We start from the raw sequence: 15770 nt of genomic DNA, 5'->3' as shown, positions 1-15770 counted from the left end.
GACCCGGGACCCATTCCGGAACCTCTATCGGGAAGGCTCAGGCATGGATCCCGGATCTCCGCTTCGCTGCGTCCGGGATGACGATGTGGGAAAAGAAGGAGCTAGACGACCGGCGGGTTGAGCCGGGCGAAGCCTTCCTGGCGATGATAGGGGAAGGCCGGGTAGGGCGGCACCGTCGCGCTCGCCTTGTCGAGTCTTGCGATCTGCTCCGGCGTCAGGGCCCAGCCGACAGCGCCGAGATTGTCGCGCAGTTGCGTCTCGTTGCGGGCCCCGATGATCACGGATGCGACGGTCGGACGCTGCAGCAGCCAGTTGATCGCGATCTGCGGGACAGTCCTCCCGGTCTCCTTGGCGAGTTCGTCGAGCACGTCGACAATATCGTAGAGCTTCTGATCGTCGACTGGCGGGCCGAAATCGGCAGTCTGGTGCAGGCGGCTGCCTTCAGGCAGAGGCTGGCCGCGGCGGATCTTGCCGGTGAGGCGTCCCCAGCCGAGCGGGCTCCAGACGAGGGCGCCGACGCCCTGGTCGAGGCCGAGCGGCATCAGGTCGAATTCGTAGTCGCGGCCGACCAGCGAATAATAGACCTGATGGGCGACATAGCGCGGGAAGCCGTGCTTCTCAGCCAGCGCGAGCGACTTCATCAGCTGCCAGCCGGCGAAATTGGAGACGCCGACCTGGCGGATCTTGCCGGCGCGGACCAGCGCATCGAGCGTCGAGAGTACCTCCTCGATCGGCGTGAAGGCGTCGAAGGCATGGAGCTGGAACAGGTCGATATGATCGCTGCCGAGCCGGCGCAGCGCGGCCTCGGTGCCGTCGATCAGACGGCTGCGCGAGGAGCCGGCATCGTTCGGGCCGTCGCCCATCGGCAGGGTCAGCTTGGTCGAGATCAGGACCTTGCCGCGCCGGCCCTTGATCGCGGCGCCCAGGACCTCCTCGGAGGCACCGCTCGAATAGACGTCGGCGGTGTCGAACAGGTTGACGCCGGCTTCGAGGCAGATGTCGACGAGGCGGGTCGCCTCCTTGGCGTCGCTGGTGCCCCAGTTGCTGAAGAGCGGGCCCTGGCCGCCAAAGGTGCCGGCGCCGAAGCTGAGGGCGGGAACCTTGAGGCCGGAGCGGCCGAGATATCTGTAGTCCATGGTCGATGTCCTTCTATGAAGTCTTTGATATTCAAGCCTGCGGGCAAGAGGCGGGGGCGGGCTGCAGCGCCACCTGCGGGCGCCTGTCGAGGCGTAGGCTGATGACGGCCAGAACCAGGCTCGCAAGGGGCACCAGAGCGGCGACCCAGGTCACGGCGGCCAGTCCCGGGCCGTGCTCGATGGTGACGCCGCCGAGCCAGGCGCCGAAGGCATTGCCGAGGTTGAAGGCGGCGATGTTGAGGCTGGAGGCGAGATTACGCCCGGCAGGCCCGGCCTTGTCGAGTACGCGCATCTGCAAGGGTGCGACGGTGGCGAAGGCAGCGGCACCGATCAGGCCGACGAAGATCGTCACGGCGATGGGCGAACGCAACGCCGCCGTCATCGCAAAGAGCACGATGGCGAGGCTCGCCGTGGTCGCGAGCAGCGCGACCGGCAGGTTGCGGTCGGCGAGCTTGCCGCCGAGCATGTTGCCGACGATCAGGCCGAGGCCGAACAGCAGCAGGATCGGCGAGACGGCTTCCTGCGAAAAGCCGGTGATCTCGACCAGGATCGGCTGGATATAGGTGAAGACCGCGAAGACGCCGCCGAAGCCGAGCACGGTCATGGCGAAGCCGAGCAGCACCTGCGGGTCGGCTAGCGTCGCGAGCTCCTGGCGCAGCGGCGCGACCTCGACCTTGCCCTTGTCGGCCGGAACGAAGCGGGCAAGCACCAGCATGGCGACGACACCGATGCCGGCGATGGTCCAGAAGGTGGCGCGCCAGCCGAAATGCAGGCCGAGCCAGGCGCCGGCGGGCACGCCGAGCAGGGTCGCGATGGTGAGGCCGGTGAACATCACGGCGATGGCCGATGCCTTCTTGTCCTCTGGCACGAGGCTGGTCGCGACGACCGAGCCGACGCCGAAGAAGGTGCCGTGCGCCAGCGAGGTGACGATGCGCGCCGCCATCAGAAGACCGTAGCTCGGGGCGAGCGCACAGGCGACATTGCCGAGAGTGAAGATCGCCATCAGCAGGATCAGCACCTGCTTGCGCGGGAGCTTGCGGGTAGCCAGCGTGAGGACGGGCGCGCCGACGAAGACGCCGAGCGCATAGCCGGAGATCAGCAGGCCGGTCATCGCGACCGAGACCTGCAGGTCGGCGGCGACCTGCAACAACAGGCCCATTATGACGAATTCGGTGGTGCCGATGCCGAAGGCACCGGCGGTGAGGGCATAGACGGCAATGGGCATGGGAGGCTCCGCGCCAGGGGAGAGGAGATGATGCCGAGCCAGATGGTGCAATGCAGCGGTTTGAACTAGGATGCCGCCCGTAACATCACTTGTGACTTGAGTTCACCATGGCCGCTTTGCTCAGCAATCGCTCCGGCGAGATGGAAGTGTTCGCGGCCGTGGTCGAGCGCGGCGGCTTCTCCGCGGCCGCCAAGCTCTTCGGCATGACGCCGTCGGCCGTGAGCAAGCTGGTCACGCGGCTGGAGGCCAGGCTTGGCGCCAGGCTGGTCAATCGCTCGACGCGCAAGCTGCAGCTGACCGCGGAAGGACAGGCCTTCCACCAGCGCTGCGTCACCATCCTCTCCGATATTGCCGAGGCGGAATGCGAGGCCGCCGCCGGGCGGGCGCCGCGCGGACGGGTGCGAGTCAACGCCAATGTCGCCTTCGGCAACCAAATTCTGCTGCCGCTGGTGCCGGCCTTCCTCGCCGAGCATCCCGAGCTCTCGATTGATCTCGTCTTCACCGACCAGGTCGTCGACCTGATCGAGGAGCGGGCCGATATCGCGATCCGCGTTGCGCCCGGGCCCTTGCGCGGCAACCAGCTGATGGCGCGCAAGATCGGCGAGAGCGGCGTCGCCGTCGTCGCCTCGCCCAACTATCTCGCGCGCCATGGCGAGCCGAGGACGCCGGGCGATCTGGCGAAACACAACCTGATCGGCTTCAACTTCGCCCGCTCGGTCGAGGGCTGGCCCTTCCGCGTCGACGGCGCGCTAATCTCGATCGCCGCGGTCGGCAACACCCAGGTCGGCGATGGCGAAATCGCGCGCCAGCTCGCCGTCGCCGGTGTCGGGCTCGCCCGGCTCGGCCGCTTCCATACCCAGGCCGAGGTCGCCGCCGGGCGGCTGGTCACGGTGCTGGAGGACTTCAACCCCGGCGACATCGAGGTGATCCACGCCGTCTATCTCGGGCAGGGCGGATTCGTGCCGGCGCGAATGCGCGCCTTCATCGATTTCCTGGCCCGGAATGTGAAGATTCGGGCCTGACAGTCCCCACCGTCATTCCGGGGCAGGCCGGAGGCCTGAGCCCGGAATCCATGAACACAGATTTGGGAAGCAAAGGTGCCGCGATTGCCGTAGCGAGAGTTCTGCGCCGCAGCGTTCATGGATTCCGGGCTCGTCGCTTCGCGCCGCCCCGGAATGACGGTGGAAGCCTCAGCTCAGCAACAGGCTGTCGTCGGAGAGTTCCTCGCCGCGCACCTGCTTGAACAGGCGCAAGAGATCGGGAACGTCCATCGCCTTGCGGCGCTCGCCGGCGATGTCGAAGACGACCTTACCCTCGTGCAGCATCACGGTACGGCTGCCATGGTCGAGCGCGTCGCGCATCGAATGGGTGACCATCAGCGCGGTCAGCTTCTGCTCCTCGACGATGCGCCGGGTCAGGTCGAGCACGAAGGCGGCGGTGCGCGGATCGAGCGCGGCGGTGTGCTCGTCGAGCAGCAGGGTCTTGGTGCCCGCCAGCGTCGACATCAGCAGGCTGACCGCCTGGCGCTGACCGCCCGACAGCAGGCCCATCGAATCGCCGAGGCGGTTCTCCAGGCCGAGGCCGAGGACCGCCAGCTTGTCGCGAAACACCGCGCGCCGCGAGCGGTCGAGCGCCGCGCCAAGGCCACGGGCGCGGCCGCGCGCCTGAGCCAGCGCCATGTTCTCCTCGATCGTCAGGCGCTCGCAGGTGCCGGCCATCGGGTCCTGGAAGACGCGCGCGATCAGGCCGGCGCGCTTCGGCGTCGGCCAGCGCGTCACGTCGATGCCGTCGACCTCGACCGAGCCGCGCTCGGCCCGGGCATCGCCGCTGAGGACGTTGAGCAATGTCGACTTGCCGGCGCCGTTCGAGCCGATGACGGTGATGAACTCGCCGTCGGCCACGCTGAGGTCGAGGCCGCGCAGCGCCCGGTTCTCCAGCGGCGTGCCGCGCCCGAAGGTGACATGGACGTCCCGGACGCTGATCATGGCGCGCTCCGCTTGAACAGGCTGCGCAGCGGATTGGCGACACCAGGCAGCATCAGGGCGATGCCGACCAGCACGGCGGTGACGAGGTTGAGGTCGGAGGCGCGCAGGCCGAGCCAGCCGGCGTTCAGGGCGAGCGCGATGGCGAGCCGATAGGCGATGGCGCCGATCAGGCAGGAGAAGACCGCGACGACAATCGATCTGGTGCGGAAGATCGTCTCGCCGAGGATGACGGCGGCGAGGCCGGCGATGATCGTGCCGGTGCCGATGCTGACATCGGCGAAGCCCGCCGTCTGCGCGAACAGCGCGCCGGCCAAGGCGACGAGGCCGTTGGAGAGGGCGACGCCGACATAGACGTGCATGTCGGTGCGGATGCCCTGCGCCCGCGCCATGCGCGGATTAGCGCCGGTGGCGCGCATGGCGAGGCCGAACTCGGTCTTGAGGAAGCGGGCGAGCAAAGCGGCGATCACGGTGACGATGATCAGCAGCGCGAGCACCCGCAAGGTCGGCCGGACGGGCAGCCCGGTCGCGACGATCAGCGGGTTCAGCCAGGCGAAGAAGTCGATCACCGTCGGCCGGTTCATCAGCGGGATATTGGGCACGCCCATCACCCGCAGATTGATCGAGAACAGCGCCGTCATCGTCAGGATGCCGGCGAGCAGATGCAGGATCGCAAAGCGGATGTTGAGCCAGGCGGTGACGCTGCCGGCGAGGCAGCCGGCGACGATCGCCGCCAGCGTGGCGAACAGCGGATTGACCCCGCCCGCGATCATCGCCGCCGCGACGGCGGCGCCAAGCGGCAAGGTGCCGTCGACCGTCAGGTCGGGAAAGTCGAGGACGCGGAAGGTGATGTAGACGCCGAGCGCCACGAGAGCGAACACCAGTCCGATCTCGATGGCGCCCAGGGTGGCGATGAGACTCATCGGTCGCCCTGCTTGTTCTGTTCTGGAATGGGTAGGCGGCCGAAGAGAGCGGCGGCGCGGGAACGCCGCCGCTCGTCAGATCAGTTGATCACCTGCTTGGCGCGGGCCTGCACGGCGGCCGGGATCGTCACGCCCATGGCGGCGGCCGCCTTGGCGTTGATGACGAGATTGCTGCCGCTGGCGTTGCTGACCGGGATCGTGCCGGGCTTCTCGCCCTTTAGGACCCGCACGACCACAGCGCCGGTCTCGACGCCGACCTGGAAATAGTCGAAGCCGATCGAGGCGACCGAGCCCTTCTGGACCGACTCGGTGTCGCCGGTGAAGACCGGCAGCTTGTTGTCGGTGCCGACGGCGAGCACGGTGCCGAGCGCCGAGATGATGGTGTTGTCGGTCGGCAGGTAGATCGCATCGACCTTGCCGACGAGGCTCTGCGCCGCGGCGGAGACATCGGCGGTGCGGCCGGCCGAGGCCTCGACGATCTGGAGGTTGCGGGCTGGCGCCAGCGCCTTCACGGCGTTGAGCAGCGCGACACTGTTGGCCTCGCCGGGATTGTAGACGACGCCAATCTTCTTGGCAGACGGCACCAGTTCCTTGATCAGGTCGAACTGGGCTTCCAGCGGCGAGAAATCGGAGATGCCGGTGACGTTGCCGCCGGGCGCCTGTCTGTCCTTGACGATTTGGGCGGCGACCGGGTCGGTCACGGCGGTGAAGACCACGGGAATCGTCTGCGTCGCCGTGACCATCGCCTGGGCCGAGGGGGTCGCGATCGCGACGATCACGTTCGGGTTCTCGCCAGCGAATTTCTGGGCGATCTGGGCTGCCGTCGCTGGCGAGCCCTGCGCCGATTCATAGCGGAAGGTCAGGTTGGTGCCGTCCTTGTAGCCGGCCTCCTCCAGCGCCTTCTTGACGCCGTCGCGGGTGGCATCGAGGGCCGGGTGCTCGACGATGGCGGTGACGGCGACCGTCACCTTCTGAGTCTGCTGGGCGATGGCGGCCGTGCCGGCCAGAAGCGCCAGGGCGAGACCGCTGCCTATCATGGCTGCGCGCAAACGCATGGTTTCCTCTCCATTTGTCACCGAGCCCTGTCGGTCCGCATCAGGCATTCGTGCCAGCGGGCAGGGCCGGTTCTGATTGCTGAGGGGCCGTCCGAAGCAACCTAGAGGCTAGGGAGTGGCGCTCTCGACTACCGGCAATATGCGCGGGCCAAAACACGCCGCGCAAGTGAGCGGACATGCGTCTTCGGGCTGCGCGTATGCAGGCTATTGCTACCGGATCACTGGCCTCGCCGGCTACGGGCGGCGAAGCGCACGGCCTCTTCGGCCGCCTTGAACAGGGCTTTCGCCTTGTTGATGCATTCGAGCTGCTCGGAGGCCGGGTTCGAATCGTAGACGATGCCGGCGCCGGCCTGGACCTGCATGCGGCCGTCCTGGACGACCGCCGTGCGCAGGACGATGCAGGTGTCCATCTCGCCGTTGGCGCCGAAATAGCCGATGCAGCCGCCATAAGCGCCGCGCCCGTCCTTCTCCAGCTCGTCGATGATCTCCATGGCGCGCACCTTCGGCGCGCCGGAGACGGTGCCGGCAGGGAAGCCGGCAGCGAGAGCCGAGAGCGCGTCGTGCTCGCCGGAGATCCGTCCCTCGACGTTCGAGACGATGTGCATCACCTGGCTGTAGCGCTCGATGAAGAAGGAATCGGTGACATTGACGCTGCCGATCTCCGCGACCCGGCCGACATCGTTGCGGCCGAGATCGAGCAGCATGAGGTGCTCTGCCCGCTCCTTGGGATCGGCCAGCAATTCGTCGGCGAGGGCTTCGTCGGCCTCCGGCGTCGCGCCGCGCGGGCGCGTGCCGGCGATCGGCCGGATCGTGACCTTGCCGTCGCGCAGCCGGACCAGGATCTCGGGGCTCGAGCAGACGATCTGGAAGGCCTCGAAATCGAGATAGCAGAGGAAGGGCGCCGGATTGACCCGCCGCAGAGCCCGGTAAAGCGCGAAGGGCGGCAATTCGAACGGCGCTTCGAAGCGCTGCGAGAGCACGACCTGGAAGATGTCGCCGGCGCGGACATATTCCTGCGCCCGCGCCACCATGGCGTGGAACTCGGCCTCGCTGGTGTTCGAGGTCGAGTCCGGATGCGGGATGGCGGCGATGTCGATGCCGGCTTCGTCGGGCAGGGGGCCTTCGAGCGCCCGTACCACCGTGTCAAGCCGCTCCTGCCCCCGCTCATGGGCGGCGCGGGCCGGGACGCCGGCCTGCGGGCGCACTGGCGTCACCACCGTGATCTCGTCGCGGATCGAATCGAACACGACCATCAGCGTCGGCCGCGTCAGGATGGCGTCGGGCACGCCCGGGCCGGTTGCCTTCGGCTCCGGCAGGCGCTCCATCAGGCGCACCATGTCGTAGCCGAGATAGCCGAACACGCCGGCGGCCATCGGCGGCAGGCCGTCGCGATCGGGGATGGCGCTCTCGGCGAGCAGGGCGCGCAGGGAGTCGAAGGCCGGGCGCGGATCGGCAACGAAATCCTCATCCTGAGCAAGGCGGCGCAGCGAGGCCTGCCCGCGATGGCAGCGCCAGATCACGTCGGGATCGAGCCCGATCATCGAGTAGCGGCCGCGTACCGCGCCACCCTCGACGGATTCGAGCAGGAACGCTGGACCTCCATAAGTGTGGCGCAGCTTCAGGAAGGCGGCGACCGGCGTCTCGCAATCGCCGACCAGCGACAGCGTCAGCAATTGCGGCTCGCCGGCGGCGTAGGCGGCGGCGAAGCGGGCGAAGTCGGCGGCCGGATCCATGCGTCCCGCTTCAGTTCTGGCTGCCGCCGGTGGCGTTGCGCAGCGCCGCCTGGTTGACCTGCACGCCGAGATCGTTCTGCAGCTTGCTCACATACTGCGCGAGGATGTCCTCGCTGATGCTGGAGGTCAGCAGCCGCACGAAGTTCTCGGCCTCCTCGGCGGTGCGGACATAAGGCGTAACCGTCGCTTCCTTGACCTGGAAGACCACGCGGCCGGCATTGTCGACCGCGGCCGAGCCGGCCTTGCCGGCCGGCGTGCCGAACACCAGCGAGACGACGTTGCGCGGCAGCGCCTCGCTCTGGTCCTGGCGGCCGAGCGTGACAGTCTCGAAGGCCAGCCCCTGGGCGAAGGCGAGCGCATCGAGCTTCTCACCGGCGTCGAGCTTCTGCACGATCTCGCGCGCCTGCGCCGACAATCGGGTGGCGACCTCGTCGGCGCGCCATTGCTTCTCGACCTCGGCCTTGACCTCGTCGAAGCTGCGCTCGCGCGGCGGATCGATCTTGATGACGTCGTACCAGACATAGCCGCCATTGTTCGGCAGGCGGATCGCCTCGTTGTCGACGCCGATATCGGAGCGGAAGATCGCCTGCTGCGTCGCGTCGCCGCCGGGGAGGGCCGTCTCCTGCGTGCCGTCGGCCTTGCCGAGGCTGGAATCGGCCGGGCCGAATGTCCGCAGCGCGAGATTGAACTCCTTGGCGATCTCGGGCAGCGGCTTGGCCGAGGCGCGCTGGTCCTCGATCTTGTCGTGCAGCTCGGTCATCTGCTCGCTGGCGCGGCTGGTCGCGACGTCACGGCGGACCTCGTCGGCGACCTCCTCGAAGCTCTTGAGGCGAGCGGCCTCGATCGTCGGCACACGCAGCAGCACGACGCCGAAGCCGCCCTGCACGGGCTCGCTGACCGCGCCCTGCGCCAGCGCGAAGGCTGCGTCACGCACGGCCGGATCGAACAGGCCCTCGCGGGTGAAGGTACCGAGCGCGAGATCGGCCGTGGCGATGTTGCGGCTTGCGGCGACCGCTTCGAAGGTCTCGCCGGCATCGATCCTGGCCTTGGCGGCCTTGGCCTCCTCGATCGAGGGGAAGCTGATCTGCTGGACGGTGCGGCGCTCGGGCGAGCCGAAGCGCTGCGTCTTGATCTGCTCGTAGCGGGCGCGGGCGTCGGCATCGCTGACTTTGGCGGGATCGGCGAGGGTGGCGGCGGTGAGGGCCAGCACGCTGGCAGTGCGATATTCGGGGGCGCGGAAGGCCGACTTGCGCTCGTCGAAATACTTGCGCAGTGCCTCGTCGGTCGGCGTGGCGATCTCGCCGGCGGCGCTTTCGGGCAGGGTGATGTAGCCGATCTCGCGCTTCTCATGGCGCAGGCGATGGCCGAGCTCCTGCAAGGCGCCCGGGGCCGTGACGGCGCCGATCACCATTTCGGCGAGTTCCTGGCGCATCGTCGCGGCGCGCTGCTCGCGCACGAATTGCTGCTCGTTCATGCCAATGGCGCGCAGCAATTCGTTGAAGCGGCTGGGCTCGAACTGGCCGGCGGCGTTCTTCAGGTTGGGATCGTTGAACAGGATGTTGCGCACGGTCTCGTCGGAGACGGCGAGGCCCATCTTCGTCGCGGTCTGATCGAGCGTCGCATCGGTGACGAGACGCGAGAGCACGCGCTGGTCGAGCCCGAGCGCCCGCGCCAGGTCCGGGCTGATCGGCCGGCGTTGCTGGCGCTGCAGCTGCTGGATCTCATTCTGATAGGCGGTTCGCACCTGCTCGAGGCCGATCTCGGTGTTCCCGACCACGGCGACGGCGTTGCGGCCATAGCCGCGGAAGATGTCGCCGATGCCCCAGATCGCAAAGGAGATGATCAGGAAGCCGAACAGCACGGCGATGATGAGCTTGCCGATCAAGCTCTGCCCCGCCTTGCGGATGCCCTGCATCATCATGGTCTTGTCTTCCCGATCCTCTCGCGGCCATGCCGCTGCGCGCCGCTTATAGGAAGAGCCGCGCCTCCCGGCAATCGCCGCCGACCGCCTCGATTGCGATCATGTGACAGCATTGCTAGAGCCGAACGGACAAGATTTGGAGAGCAGCCGTGACGCGAACGATCAAGCCGCTGGTGGCGGGCAACTGGAAGATGAACGGGCTGAAGGCGGATCTCGCCATCGCAGCCGAGGTCGCCAAGGGCGCCGATGCCGCCCTGCGGCGCGCCGTCGACCTTGCCATCTGCCCGCCGGCGACGCTGCTGTTCTCGCTGACGGCTTCGCTGATCGGCGCGCGCATCGCGACCGGCGGGCAGGATTGCAGCGCGCATGCGAGCGGCGCCTATACCGGCGAGGTGTCGGCGCCAATGCTGGTCGATGCCGGCGCGACCTTTGCGATCGTCGGCCATTCCGAGCGCCGCACCCTGCATGGCGAGAGCAATGCGCAGGTGAAGGCCAAGGCCGAGGCGGCGCTGGCGGCTGGGCTGATCCCGATCGTCTGCGTGGGCGAGACCAAGGACGAGCGCGAGGCCGGCAAGGCGCTGGCGATCGTGAAGAAGCAGCTGCGCGGCTCGGTGCCCGATGGCGCGACGGCGGCTTCGCTCGTCATCGCCTATGAGCCGGTCTGGGCGATCGGCACCGGCCTGACTCCGACCGCCGCCGACGTGGCCGAGATGCACGAGGCGATCCGGGCCGAGCTCGGGCGCATCCTCGGCAAGGCCGTGGCTGCCGGCGTCAGGCTGCTCTATGGCGGCTCGGTCAAGCCGAGCAATGCGGCCGAGCTGATGAACGTCGCCAATGTCGACGGCGCGCTCGTCGGCGGCGCCAGTCTCAAGGCCGAGGACTTCCTTTCGATCGCGCGCGCCTGCGCCTGATCACAAGGGACATCGGGACAACGCATCAAAATCGCGGGTGGCATGGGCGCAAAGCCCATGCTATGGGCAGCGCCGTTCCGCGGGATGCCGCCATCTTGGCAGGCGCTCGCGCCATACCCATTTCGAGAGCCATGCAGAACGTCCTCATCGTCATCCACCTGTTGATCGTGATCGCGCTGGTCGGCGTCGTGCTGCTCCAGCGGTCGGAAGGCGGCGGCCTCGGCATGGGTTCTGGCGGCGGCGGTGGCGTCGGCGGTTTCATGACCGGCCGTGGCCAGGCCAATGCGCTGACGCGCGCCACCGCTATCCTCGCGGGCCTGTTCTTCATCACTTCGATCGCGCTCGCGGTGCTGGCGACGCATGGCCGCACGCAGCGCTCGATCATCGACGGCGCTCCGCCTCCGGCCGGCACCACCGCTCCGGCGGCTCCGAGCGCGCCGTCCGCGCCGAATGCCGGCGGGGTCTTCGACCAACTGCAGCGGATGCAGAACCAACAAGGCGGCTCACAGCCGCCGCAGCCGGGCGCACCGACACGGTGACCGGGACGAGGCGATAAGTGGAGCATGTTCCGGCCGCGAAACCGGTACCCACTTTCGCGGAACATGCTCTAGCAGGGGCCGGGAAACCGGCCCTTCTCTTTTGTGGACAAGCGCGAGGCGCAGGACTGGCCTGCACCGACCCGCTTAGCGAATCGAACTCTAGGCGTTAAAGGTGAACTCCCATGACGCGGTATGTTTTCATCACCGGCGGCGTGGTGTCCTCGCTCGGCAAAGGCCTGGCGGCGGCGGCTCTGGCTGCTCTCCTGCAGGCACGTGGCCATAAGGTCCGCCTGCGCAAGCTCGACCCCTATCTCAATGTCGATCCGGGCACGATGAGCCCGTATCAGCACGGCGAGGTCTTCGTCACCGACGACGGCGCCGAGACCGATCTCGACCTCGGCCATTACGAGCGCTTCACCGGCCGGCCCTGCAACAAGGGCGACAACATCACCACCGGCCGCATCTACATGGACATCCTGACGCGCGAGCGCCGGGGCGACTATCTCGGCGCCACCATCCAGGTCATCCCGCACGTCACCAACGCGATCAAGGAGTTCGTGCTCTCCGGCAATGACGGCTACGATTTCGTGCTGGTCGAGATCGGCGGCACGGTCGGCGACATCGAGAGCCTGCCGTTCCTCGAATCGATCCGTCAGATCAGCCAGCAATTGCCGCGCGGCCAGTGCATCTTCGTGCACCTGACGCTGCTGCCCTACATCCCGACCGCTGGCGAACTGAAGACCAAGCCGACGCAGCACTCGGTCGCCGAGCTGCGCTCGATCGGCATCCAGCCCGACATCCTGCTCTGCCGCACCGATCGCGAGATCCCCGTCGAGGAGCGGCGCAAGCTCGCTTTGTTCTGCAATGTCCGCGAGACGGCGGTGATCGAGGCCCGCGATGTCGCCTCGATCTACGACGTGCCGCTGTCCTATCACGCCGAGGGCCTCGACACCGAGGTGCTGGCGGCGTTCGGCATGGACGACAAGGCTGCGCCGGACATCAGCAACTGGCGGCGCATCTCCGAGCGGATCAAGAACCCGGAGGGCGAGGTCACCATCGCCATCGTCGGCAAGTACACCGGGATGAAGGACGCCTATAAGTCGCTGATCGAGGCGCTGACCCATGGCGGCATCGCCAACCGGGTCAAGGTCAATCTCGACTGGATCGAGTCCGAGGTATTCGAGAAGGAGGACCCGGCGCCGTTCCTCGAACATGTCCACGGCATCCTGGTGCCCGGCGGCTTCGGCCATCGCGGCGCCGAGGGCAAGATCAAGGCGGCGAGCTTCGCCCGGCAGCGCAAGGTGCCCTATTTCGGCATCTGTTTCGGCATGCAGATGGCGGTGATCGAGGCGGCGCGCTCGCTCGCCGGGATCAAGGACGCCAACTCGACCGAGTTCGGCCCGACCGAGCAGCCCGTCGTCGGCCTGATGACCGAATGGATGCGCGGCAACGAGCTGGAGCAGCGCTTCTCGGGCGGCGATCTCGGCGGCACGATGCGGCTCGGCGCCTATCAGTCGAAGCTGTCTGAGGATACTAAGATCGCCAAGATCTACGGCTCGACCGAGATCTCCGAGCGGCATCGCCACCGCTACGAGGTCAATATGGGCTATCGCGAGATGCTCGAGGCCAAGGGCCTGCGCTTCAGCGGCGTCTCGCCCGACGGGCTGCTGCCCGAGACGGTCGAATACCCCGACCATCCCTGGTTCATCGGCGTGCAGTATCATCCCGAGCTGAAGTCGCGCCCGTTCGAGCCGCATCCGCTCTTCGCCAGCTTCATCGAGGCGGCGGTGGTGCAGAGCCGCTTGGTCTGACGGGCTCCGGACACGCTCAGCCCTCATCCTGAGGAGCCGCGTAGCAGCGTCTCGAAGGATGCTCAAGGAGGCTCTGGAAGCATCTGGAGCATCCTTCGAGACGCAGCCTGAAGACTGTTCCTCAGGATGAGGGCTGAGAGGAATGCCTCCGGCTTCGCCTGTGCAATTCCCGCCCTGATCGTCACAAGGCACGCCTCGCATTTCCTTTCGAAGACGAGGCGCGCAATGCCGCTCCCATCCACTCCGCGACAGTCTGGCGCCGACGCGCGGCTGACGTATAGTGAACCCCTTGACCATCATGGCATGCAAGGGGCGGCAGCATGACGATCTCGATGGCCGGATTGCCGGCGTTCATCCTCTATTTCTGTGTCGGCTTTGCGCTGATCGCCGGTTTCGCCGCGGTCTATATGCGCCTCACCAACCATGACGAGATCGCGCTGATCCGCGGCGGCAACCTCTCGGCAGCAATCGCCTTCGGCGGCAACCTCATCGGGTTCTCGGTGCCGCTCGAGACGGCGATCGAGCAGGCGGCCAGCATTCCCGACCTGGTGATCTGGGCCGTGATCGCCATGGTCGTCCAGTTTGGCGCCTATGGCTTCGCCCGCATCGTCATCCCCGAATTGTCGCGCAAGATCGAAGAGGACCGAATTCCCTCGGCGGCGATGCTGGCGGTGATCGCGGTCCTCAGCGGCACGCTCGCAGCCGCCAGCATGACCTTATAGGAGGGGCCGATGAAGCGCTCGACCCAGATCGGGCTCGCCGCTGCCGGCGTGGTGCTGGTCGCGACCTATTGGTCGCTCTCCGGCGGCGAGACCGACGAGTCGCTGATCTACAACAATCTCGCCGAGTGCCGGGCCGCCAACCAGCTCAGCGCCAGCCAATGCGAGCAGCGCTTCAACGAGGCCTCCGCCAACCATCTGCGCGACGCCAAGAAGTTCACCAGCAGCGCCGCCTGCGAGCAGGAATTCGGCGCGAGTGGCTGCCAGAGCGCCGTCTGGAACAATGCCCAGGTCTTCATCCCGGCGCTGGCGGGGATCATGCTGGCGCGCCAGTTCATGTCCGGCGGCGGCGCGGCCCAGCCATTGCTGCCGCCGACCAGCTCGGCCTGTCCACCCGGCACGCGCCAGCCAGGCTCCGGACGTCCCGAATGCGAGCAGCCGGCCCGCAGTTCCTCGTCCTCGTCGTCATCTGGCGGCTACTATGGCGGCAGCAGCAGCCGCTCGCGCGCCTATACGACAACCTCCGGCCAGGCGATGGTGGCGCGCAACATCTCCTCGACGGGGATGGCGAGCACGCCCAGCGTCGCCTCGCGCGGCGGCTTCGGCTCGTCGTCGCGTTCGTTCTCCTCGTTCTCGTCGTCCTGATCATGCAACGGCTTCGGGTAGCACCTCGCAAGGACTGGCAGGCTGAGGTCGAGCGCCTCGGCTTCGCCTACCACACGCTCGACGGCGAAACTTATTGGGACGAAAGCGTCGCCTACTCCTTCTCTCTGAAGCAGATCGAGGAGGACATCGAGGCGCCGACCAGCGAGATCGAAGGGCTCTGCTTCGCCTTCGTCGAACGCGCTCTCAAGGATGACGAGATCCTGCGCCGGCTCGCGATCCCTGAGGCGCAATGGGAGCTGATCCGCGAGAGCTGGCAGCGCGGCGACCGCAATCTCTACGGCCGGCTCGACCTCGCCTATGACGGCAAGGGGCCGGCCAAGCTGCTGGAATACAATGCCGATACGCCGACCTCGCTGTTCGAGGCCGCCGTCGTTCAATGGGACTGGCTCGAGCAGGCGATGGCGCGCGGCGCGATCTCGCGCGGCAGCGACCAGTTCAACTCGCTGCATGAGCGCCTGATCGCGGCTTTCGGTCAGCTGCGCAACCCTAGGCCCGAGCGCATGCATTTCACCTGCGTGCAGGGCAGCTTCGAGGACAAGGGCACGGTCGACTATCTGATCGACTGCGCCAGCCAGGCCGGGATCGACGCCCGCTTCACCTTTATCGAGGAGATCGGCCTGCTCGCCGACGGGCGCTTCTGCGACGGTGCCAGCCTGCCGATCGAGGTGCTGTTCAAGCTCTATCCCTGGGAGTGGTTGTTCCAGGAGCAGTACGCCTCGGCGCTCGCCGGCGCGCGCTGCCAGTTCATCGAGCCGCCCTGGAAGGCGCTGGTCTCCAGCAAGGGCCTCTTGCCCTATCTCTGGGAGATGGCGCCCGGCCATCCCAATCTGCTGCCGGCCTACTTCGAGGGCGACCCACGCTGCGCCGAGCTCGGCGCGAGCCATGTCCGCAAGCCGCTCTATTCGCGCGAGGGCGCCAATGTGACCTTGGTCGAGGGTGGGACGGTGCGCGACAGCGATGACGGTCCCTACGGCGCCGAAGGCTTCATCCTGCAGGCGACGGCGATGCTGCCGAATTTCGACGGCAACTATCCGGTGCTCGGCTCCTGGCTCGTCGCCTCGCAGCCTTGCGGGCTCGGCGTCCGCGAGGATACGACTCGGATCACCAAGAACACCTCGCGCTTCGTGCCGCATTTCATCGAGCCGTAGC

At 67.4% G+C, this 15770-nt stretch carries 14 protein-coding genes; 7 read left to right on the top strand and 7 right to left on the bottom strand.

The genetic code is table 11. From position 1 onward, the window contains the following. Nucleotides 1-101 precede the first annotated feature (101 nt). Nucleotides 102-1136, bottom strand: coding sequence for an aldo/keto reductase (locus ACFPOB_RS01780; protein ID WP_377795432.1), 1035 nt, complete (start codon nucleotides 1134-1136; stop codon nucleotides 102-104). Nucleotides 1137-1167: 31 nt separating this feature from the next. Continuing rightward, entirely contained in the window at nucleotides 1168-2361 is a 1194-nt protein-coding gene (locus ACFPOB_RS01775; RefSeq protein WP_377795431.1) for an MFS transporter, read from the bottom strand. A 107-nt stretch (nucleotides 2362-2468) separates the two neighbouring features. Here ACFPOB_RS01775 and ACFPOB_RS01770 point away from each other — a divergent pair, with 107 nt between their 5' ends. Next, on the top strand, nucleotides 2469-3383 hold the full coding sequence (locus ACFPOB_RS01770; protein WP_377795430.1) for a LysR family transcriptional regulator: 915 nt from the start codon (nucleotides 2469-2471) through the stop codon (nucleotides 3381-3383). A 168-nt stretch (nucleotides 3384-3551) separates the two neighbouring features. Here ACFPOB_RS01770 and ACFPOB_RS01765 read toward each other — a convergent pair whose 3' ends face one another. The 5 genes from ACFPOB_RS01765 to ACFPOB_RS01745 all read right to left on the bottom strand — a co-directional run bounded on the left by ACFPOB_RS01765 (nucleotide 3552) and on the right by ACFPOB_RS01745 (nucleotide 9975). After that, nucleotides 3552-4346: an ABC transporter ATP-binding protein gene (locus ACFPOB_RS01765; RefSeq protein ID WP_377795428.1), complete on the bottom strand. Its 795-nt coding sequence runs from the start codon at nucleotides 4344-4346 to the stop codon at nucleotides 3552-3554. Further along, a complete protein-coding gene (locus ACFPOB_RS01760; RefSeq protein ID WP_377795426.1) occupies nucleotides 4343-5266 on the bottom strand; it encodes an ABC transporter permease in 924 nt (307 codons plus the stop codon). The genes ACFPOB_RS01765 and ACFPOB_RS01760 overlap by 4 nt, the downstream gene beginning before the upstream one ends. A gap of 80 nt (nucleotides 5267-5346) precedes the next feature. After that, nucleotides 5347-6321: an ABC transporter substrate-binding protein gene (locus ACFPOB_RS01755; protein WP_377795424.1), complete on the bottom strand. Its 975-nt coding sequence runs from the start codon at nucleotides 6319-6321 to the stop codon at nucleotides 5347-5349. Between the two features lie 218 nt (nucleotides 6322-6539). Continuing rightward, nucleotides 6540-8054, bottom strand: coding sequence for an anthranilate synthase component I (trpE, locus tag ACFPOB_RS01750; protein WP_377795423.1), 1515 nt, complete (start codon nucleotides 8052-8054; stop codon nucleotides 6540-6542). A gap of 10 nt (nucleotides 8055-8064) precedes the next feature. Continuing rightward, entirely contained in the window at nucleotides 8065-9975 is a 1911-nt protein-coding gene (locus ACFPOB_RS01745) for a SurA N-terminal domain-containing protein (RefSeq protein WP_377795421.1), read from the bottom strand. 149 nt (nucleotides 9976-10124) lie between these two features. On the opposite strand from ACFPOB_RS01745, the gene tpiA reads away from it, so the two are divergent. The 6 genes from tpiA to ACFPOB_RS01715 all read left to right on the top strand — a co-directional run bounded on the left by tpiA (nucleotide 10125) and on the right by ACFPOB_RS01715 (nucleotide 15769). Continuing rightward, nucleotides 10125-10886: a triose-phosphate isomerase gene (gene tpiA / locus ACFPOB_RS01740; RefSeq protein WP_377795419.1), complete on the top strand. Its 762-nt coding sequence runs from the start codon at nucleotides 10125-10127 to the stop codon at nucleotides 10884-10886. Between the two features lie 131 nt (nucleotides 10887-11017). Beyond that, nucleotides 11018-11425, top strand: a complete 408-nt coding sequence (gene secG, locus ACFPOB_RS01735; protein WP_377796040.1) for a preprotein translocase subunit SecG — start codon at nucleotides 11018-11020, stop codon at nucleotides 11423-11425. 182 nt (nucleotides 11426-11607) lie between these two features. Beyond that, on the top strand, nucleotides 11608-13236 hold the full coding sequence (locus ACFPOB_RS01730; protein ID WP_377795417.1) for a CTP synthase: 1629 nt from the start codon (nucleotides 11608-11610) through the stop codon (nucleotides 13234-13236). Nucleotides 13237-13556: 320 nt separating this feature from the next. Next, a complete protein-coding gene (locus ACFPOB_RS01725; RefSeq protein WP_377795416.1) occupies nucleotides 13557-13958 on the top strand; it encodes a DUF350 domain-containing protein in 402 nt (133 codons plus the stop codon). Nucleotides 13959-13967: 9 nt separating this feature from the next. After that, complete coding sequence (locus tag ACFPOB_RS01720; protein ID WP_377795414.1) at nucleotides 13968-14600, top strand: DUF1190 domain-containing protein; 633 nt, start codon at nucleotides 13968-13970, stop codon at nucleotides 14598-14600. A 2-nt stretch (nucleotides 14601-14602) separates the two neighbouring features. Then, nucleotides 14603-15769 (top strand): glutathionylspermidine synthase family protein, encoded by a 1167-nt coding sequence (locus tag ACFPOB_RS01715; protein WP_377795413.1) that lies wholly within the window; start codon nucleotides 14603-14605, stop codon nucleotides 15767-15769. Nucleotide 15770 lies beyond the last annotated feature (1 nt).

Source organism: Allobosea eneae (genome assembly GCF_042657265.1).
In the GTDB taxonomy this organism is placed as follows: domain Bacteria; phylum Pseudomonadota; class Alphaproteobacteria; order Rhizobiales; family Beijerinckiaceae; genus Allobosea; species Allobosea eneae.
The sequence above is the reverse complement of the archived record's forward strand: the minus strand, read 5'-3'. Positions and strand labels throughout refer to the sequence as shown.

Bases quoted from the DNA above. Each gene is read 5' to 3' on its own strand.
- ACFPOB_RS01775 (WP_377795431.1), bottom strand. From the start codon at position 2,361: ATGCCCATTGCCGTCTATGCCCTCACCGCCGGTGCCTTCGGCATCGGC.
- ACFPOB_RS01730 (WP_377795417.1), top strand. From the start codon at position 11,608: ATGACGCGGTATGTTTTCATCACCGGCGGCGTGGTGTCCTCGCTCGGC.
- secG (WP_377796040.1), top strand. From the start codon at position 11,018: ATGCAGAACGTCCTCATCGTCATCCACCTGTTGATCGTGATCGCGCTG.
- ACFPOB_RS01715 (WP_377795413.1), top strand. From the start codon at position 14,603: ATGCAACGGCTTCGGGTAGCACCTCGCAAGGACTGGCAGGCTGAGGTC.
- trpE (WP_377795423.1), bottom strand. From the start codon at position 8,054: ATGGATCCGGCCGCCGACTTCGCCCGCTTCGCCGCCGCCTACGCCGCC.
- ACFPOB_RS01765 (WP_377795428.1), bottom strand. From the start codon at position 4,346: ATGATCAGCGTCCGGGACGTCCATGTCACCTTCGGGCGCGGCACGCCG.
- ACFPOB_RS01770 (WP_377795430.1), top strand. From the start codon at position 2,469: ATGGCCGCTTTGCTCAGCAATCGCTCCGGCGAGATGGAAGTGTTCGCG.
- ACFPOB_RS01755 (WP_377795424.1), bottom strand. From the start codon at position 6,321: ATGCGTTTGCGCGCAGCCATGATAGGCAGCGGTCTCGCCCTGGCGCTT.
- ACFPOB_RS01725 (WP_377795416.1), top strand. From the start codon at position 13,557: ATGACGATCTCGATGGCCGGATTGCCGGCGTTCATCCTCTATTTCTGT.
- ACFPOB_RS01780 (WP_377795432.1), bottom strand. From the start codon at position 1,136: ATGGACTACAGATATCTCGGCCGCTCCGGCCTCAAGGTTCCCGCCCTC.
- ACFPOB_RS01745 (WP_377795421.1), bottom strand. From the start codon at position 9,975: ATGATGATGCAGGGCATCCGCAAGGCGGGGCAGAGCTTGATCGGCAAG.
- ACFPOB_RS01760 (WP_377795426.1), bottom strand. From the start codon at position 5,266: ATGAGTCTCATCGCCACCCTGGGCGCCATCGAGATCGGACTGGTGTTC.
- ACFPOB_RS01720 (WP_377795414.1), top strand. From the start codon at position 13,968: ATGAAGCGCTCGACCCAGATCGGGCTCGCCGCTGCCGGCGTGGTGCTG.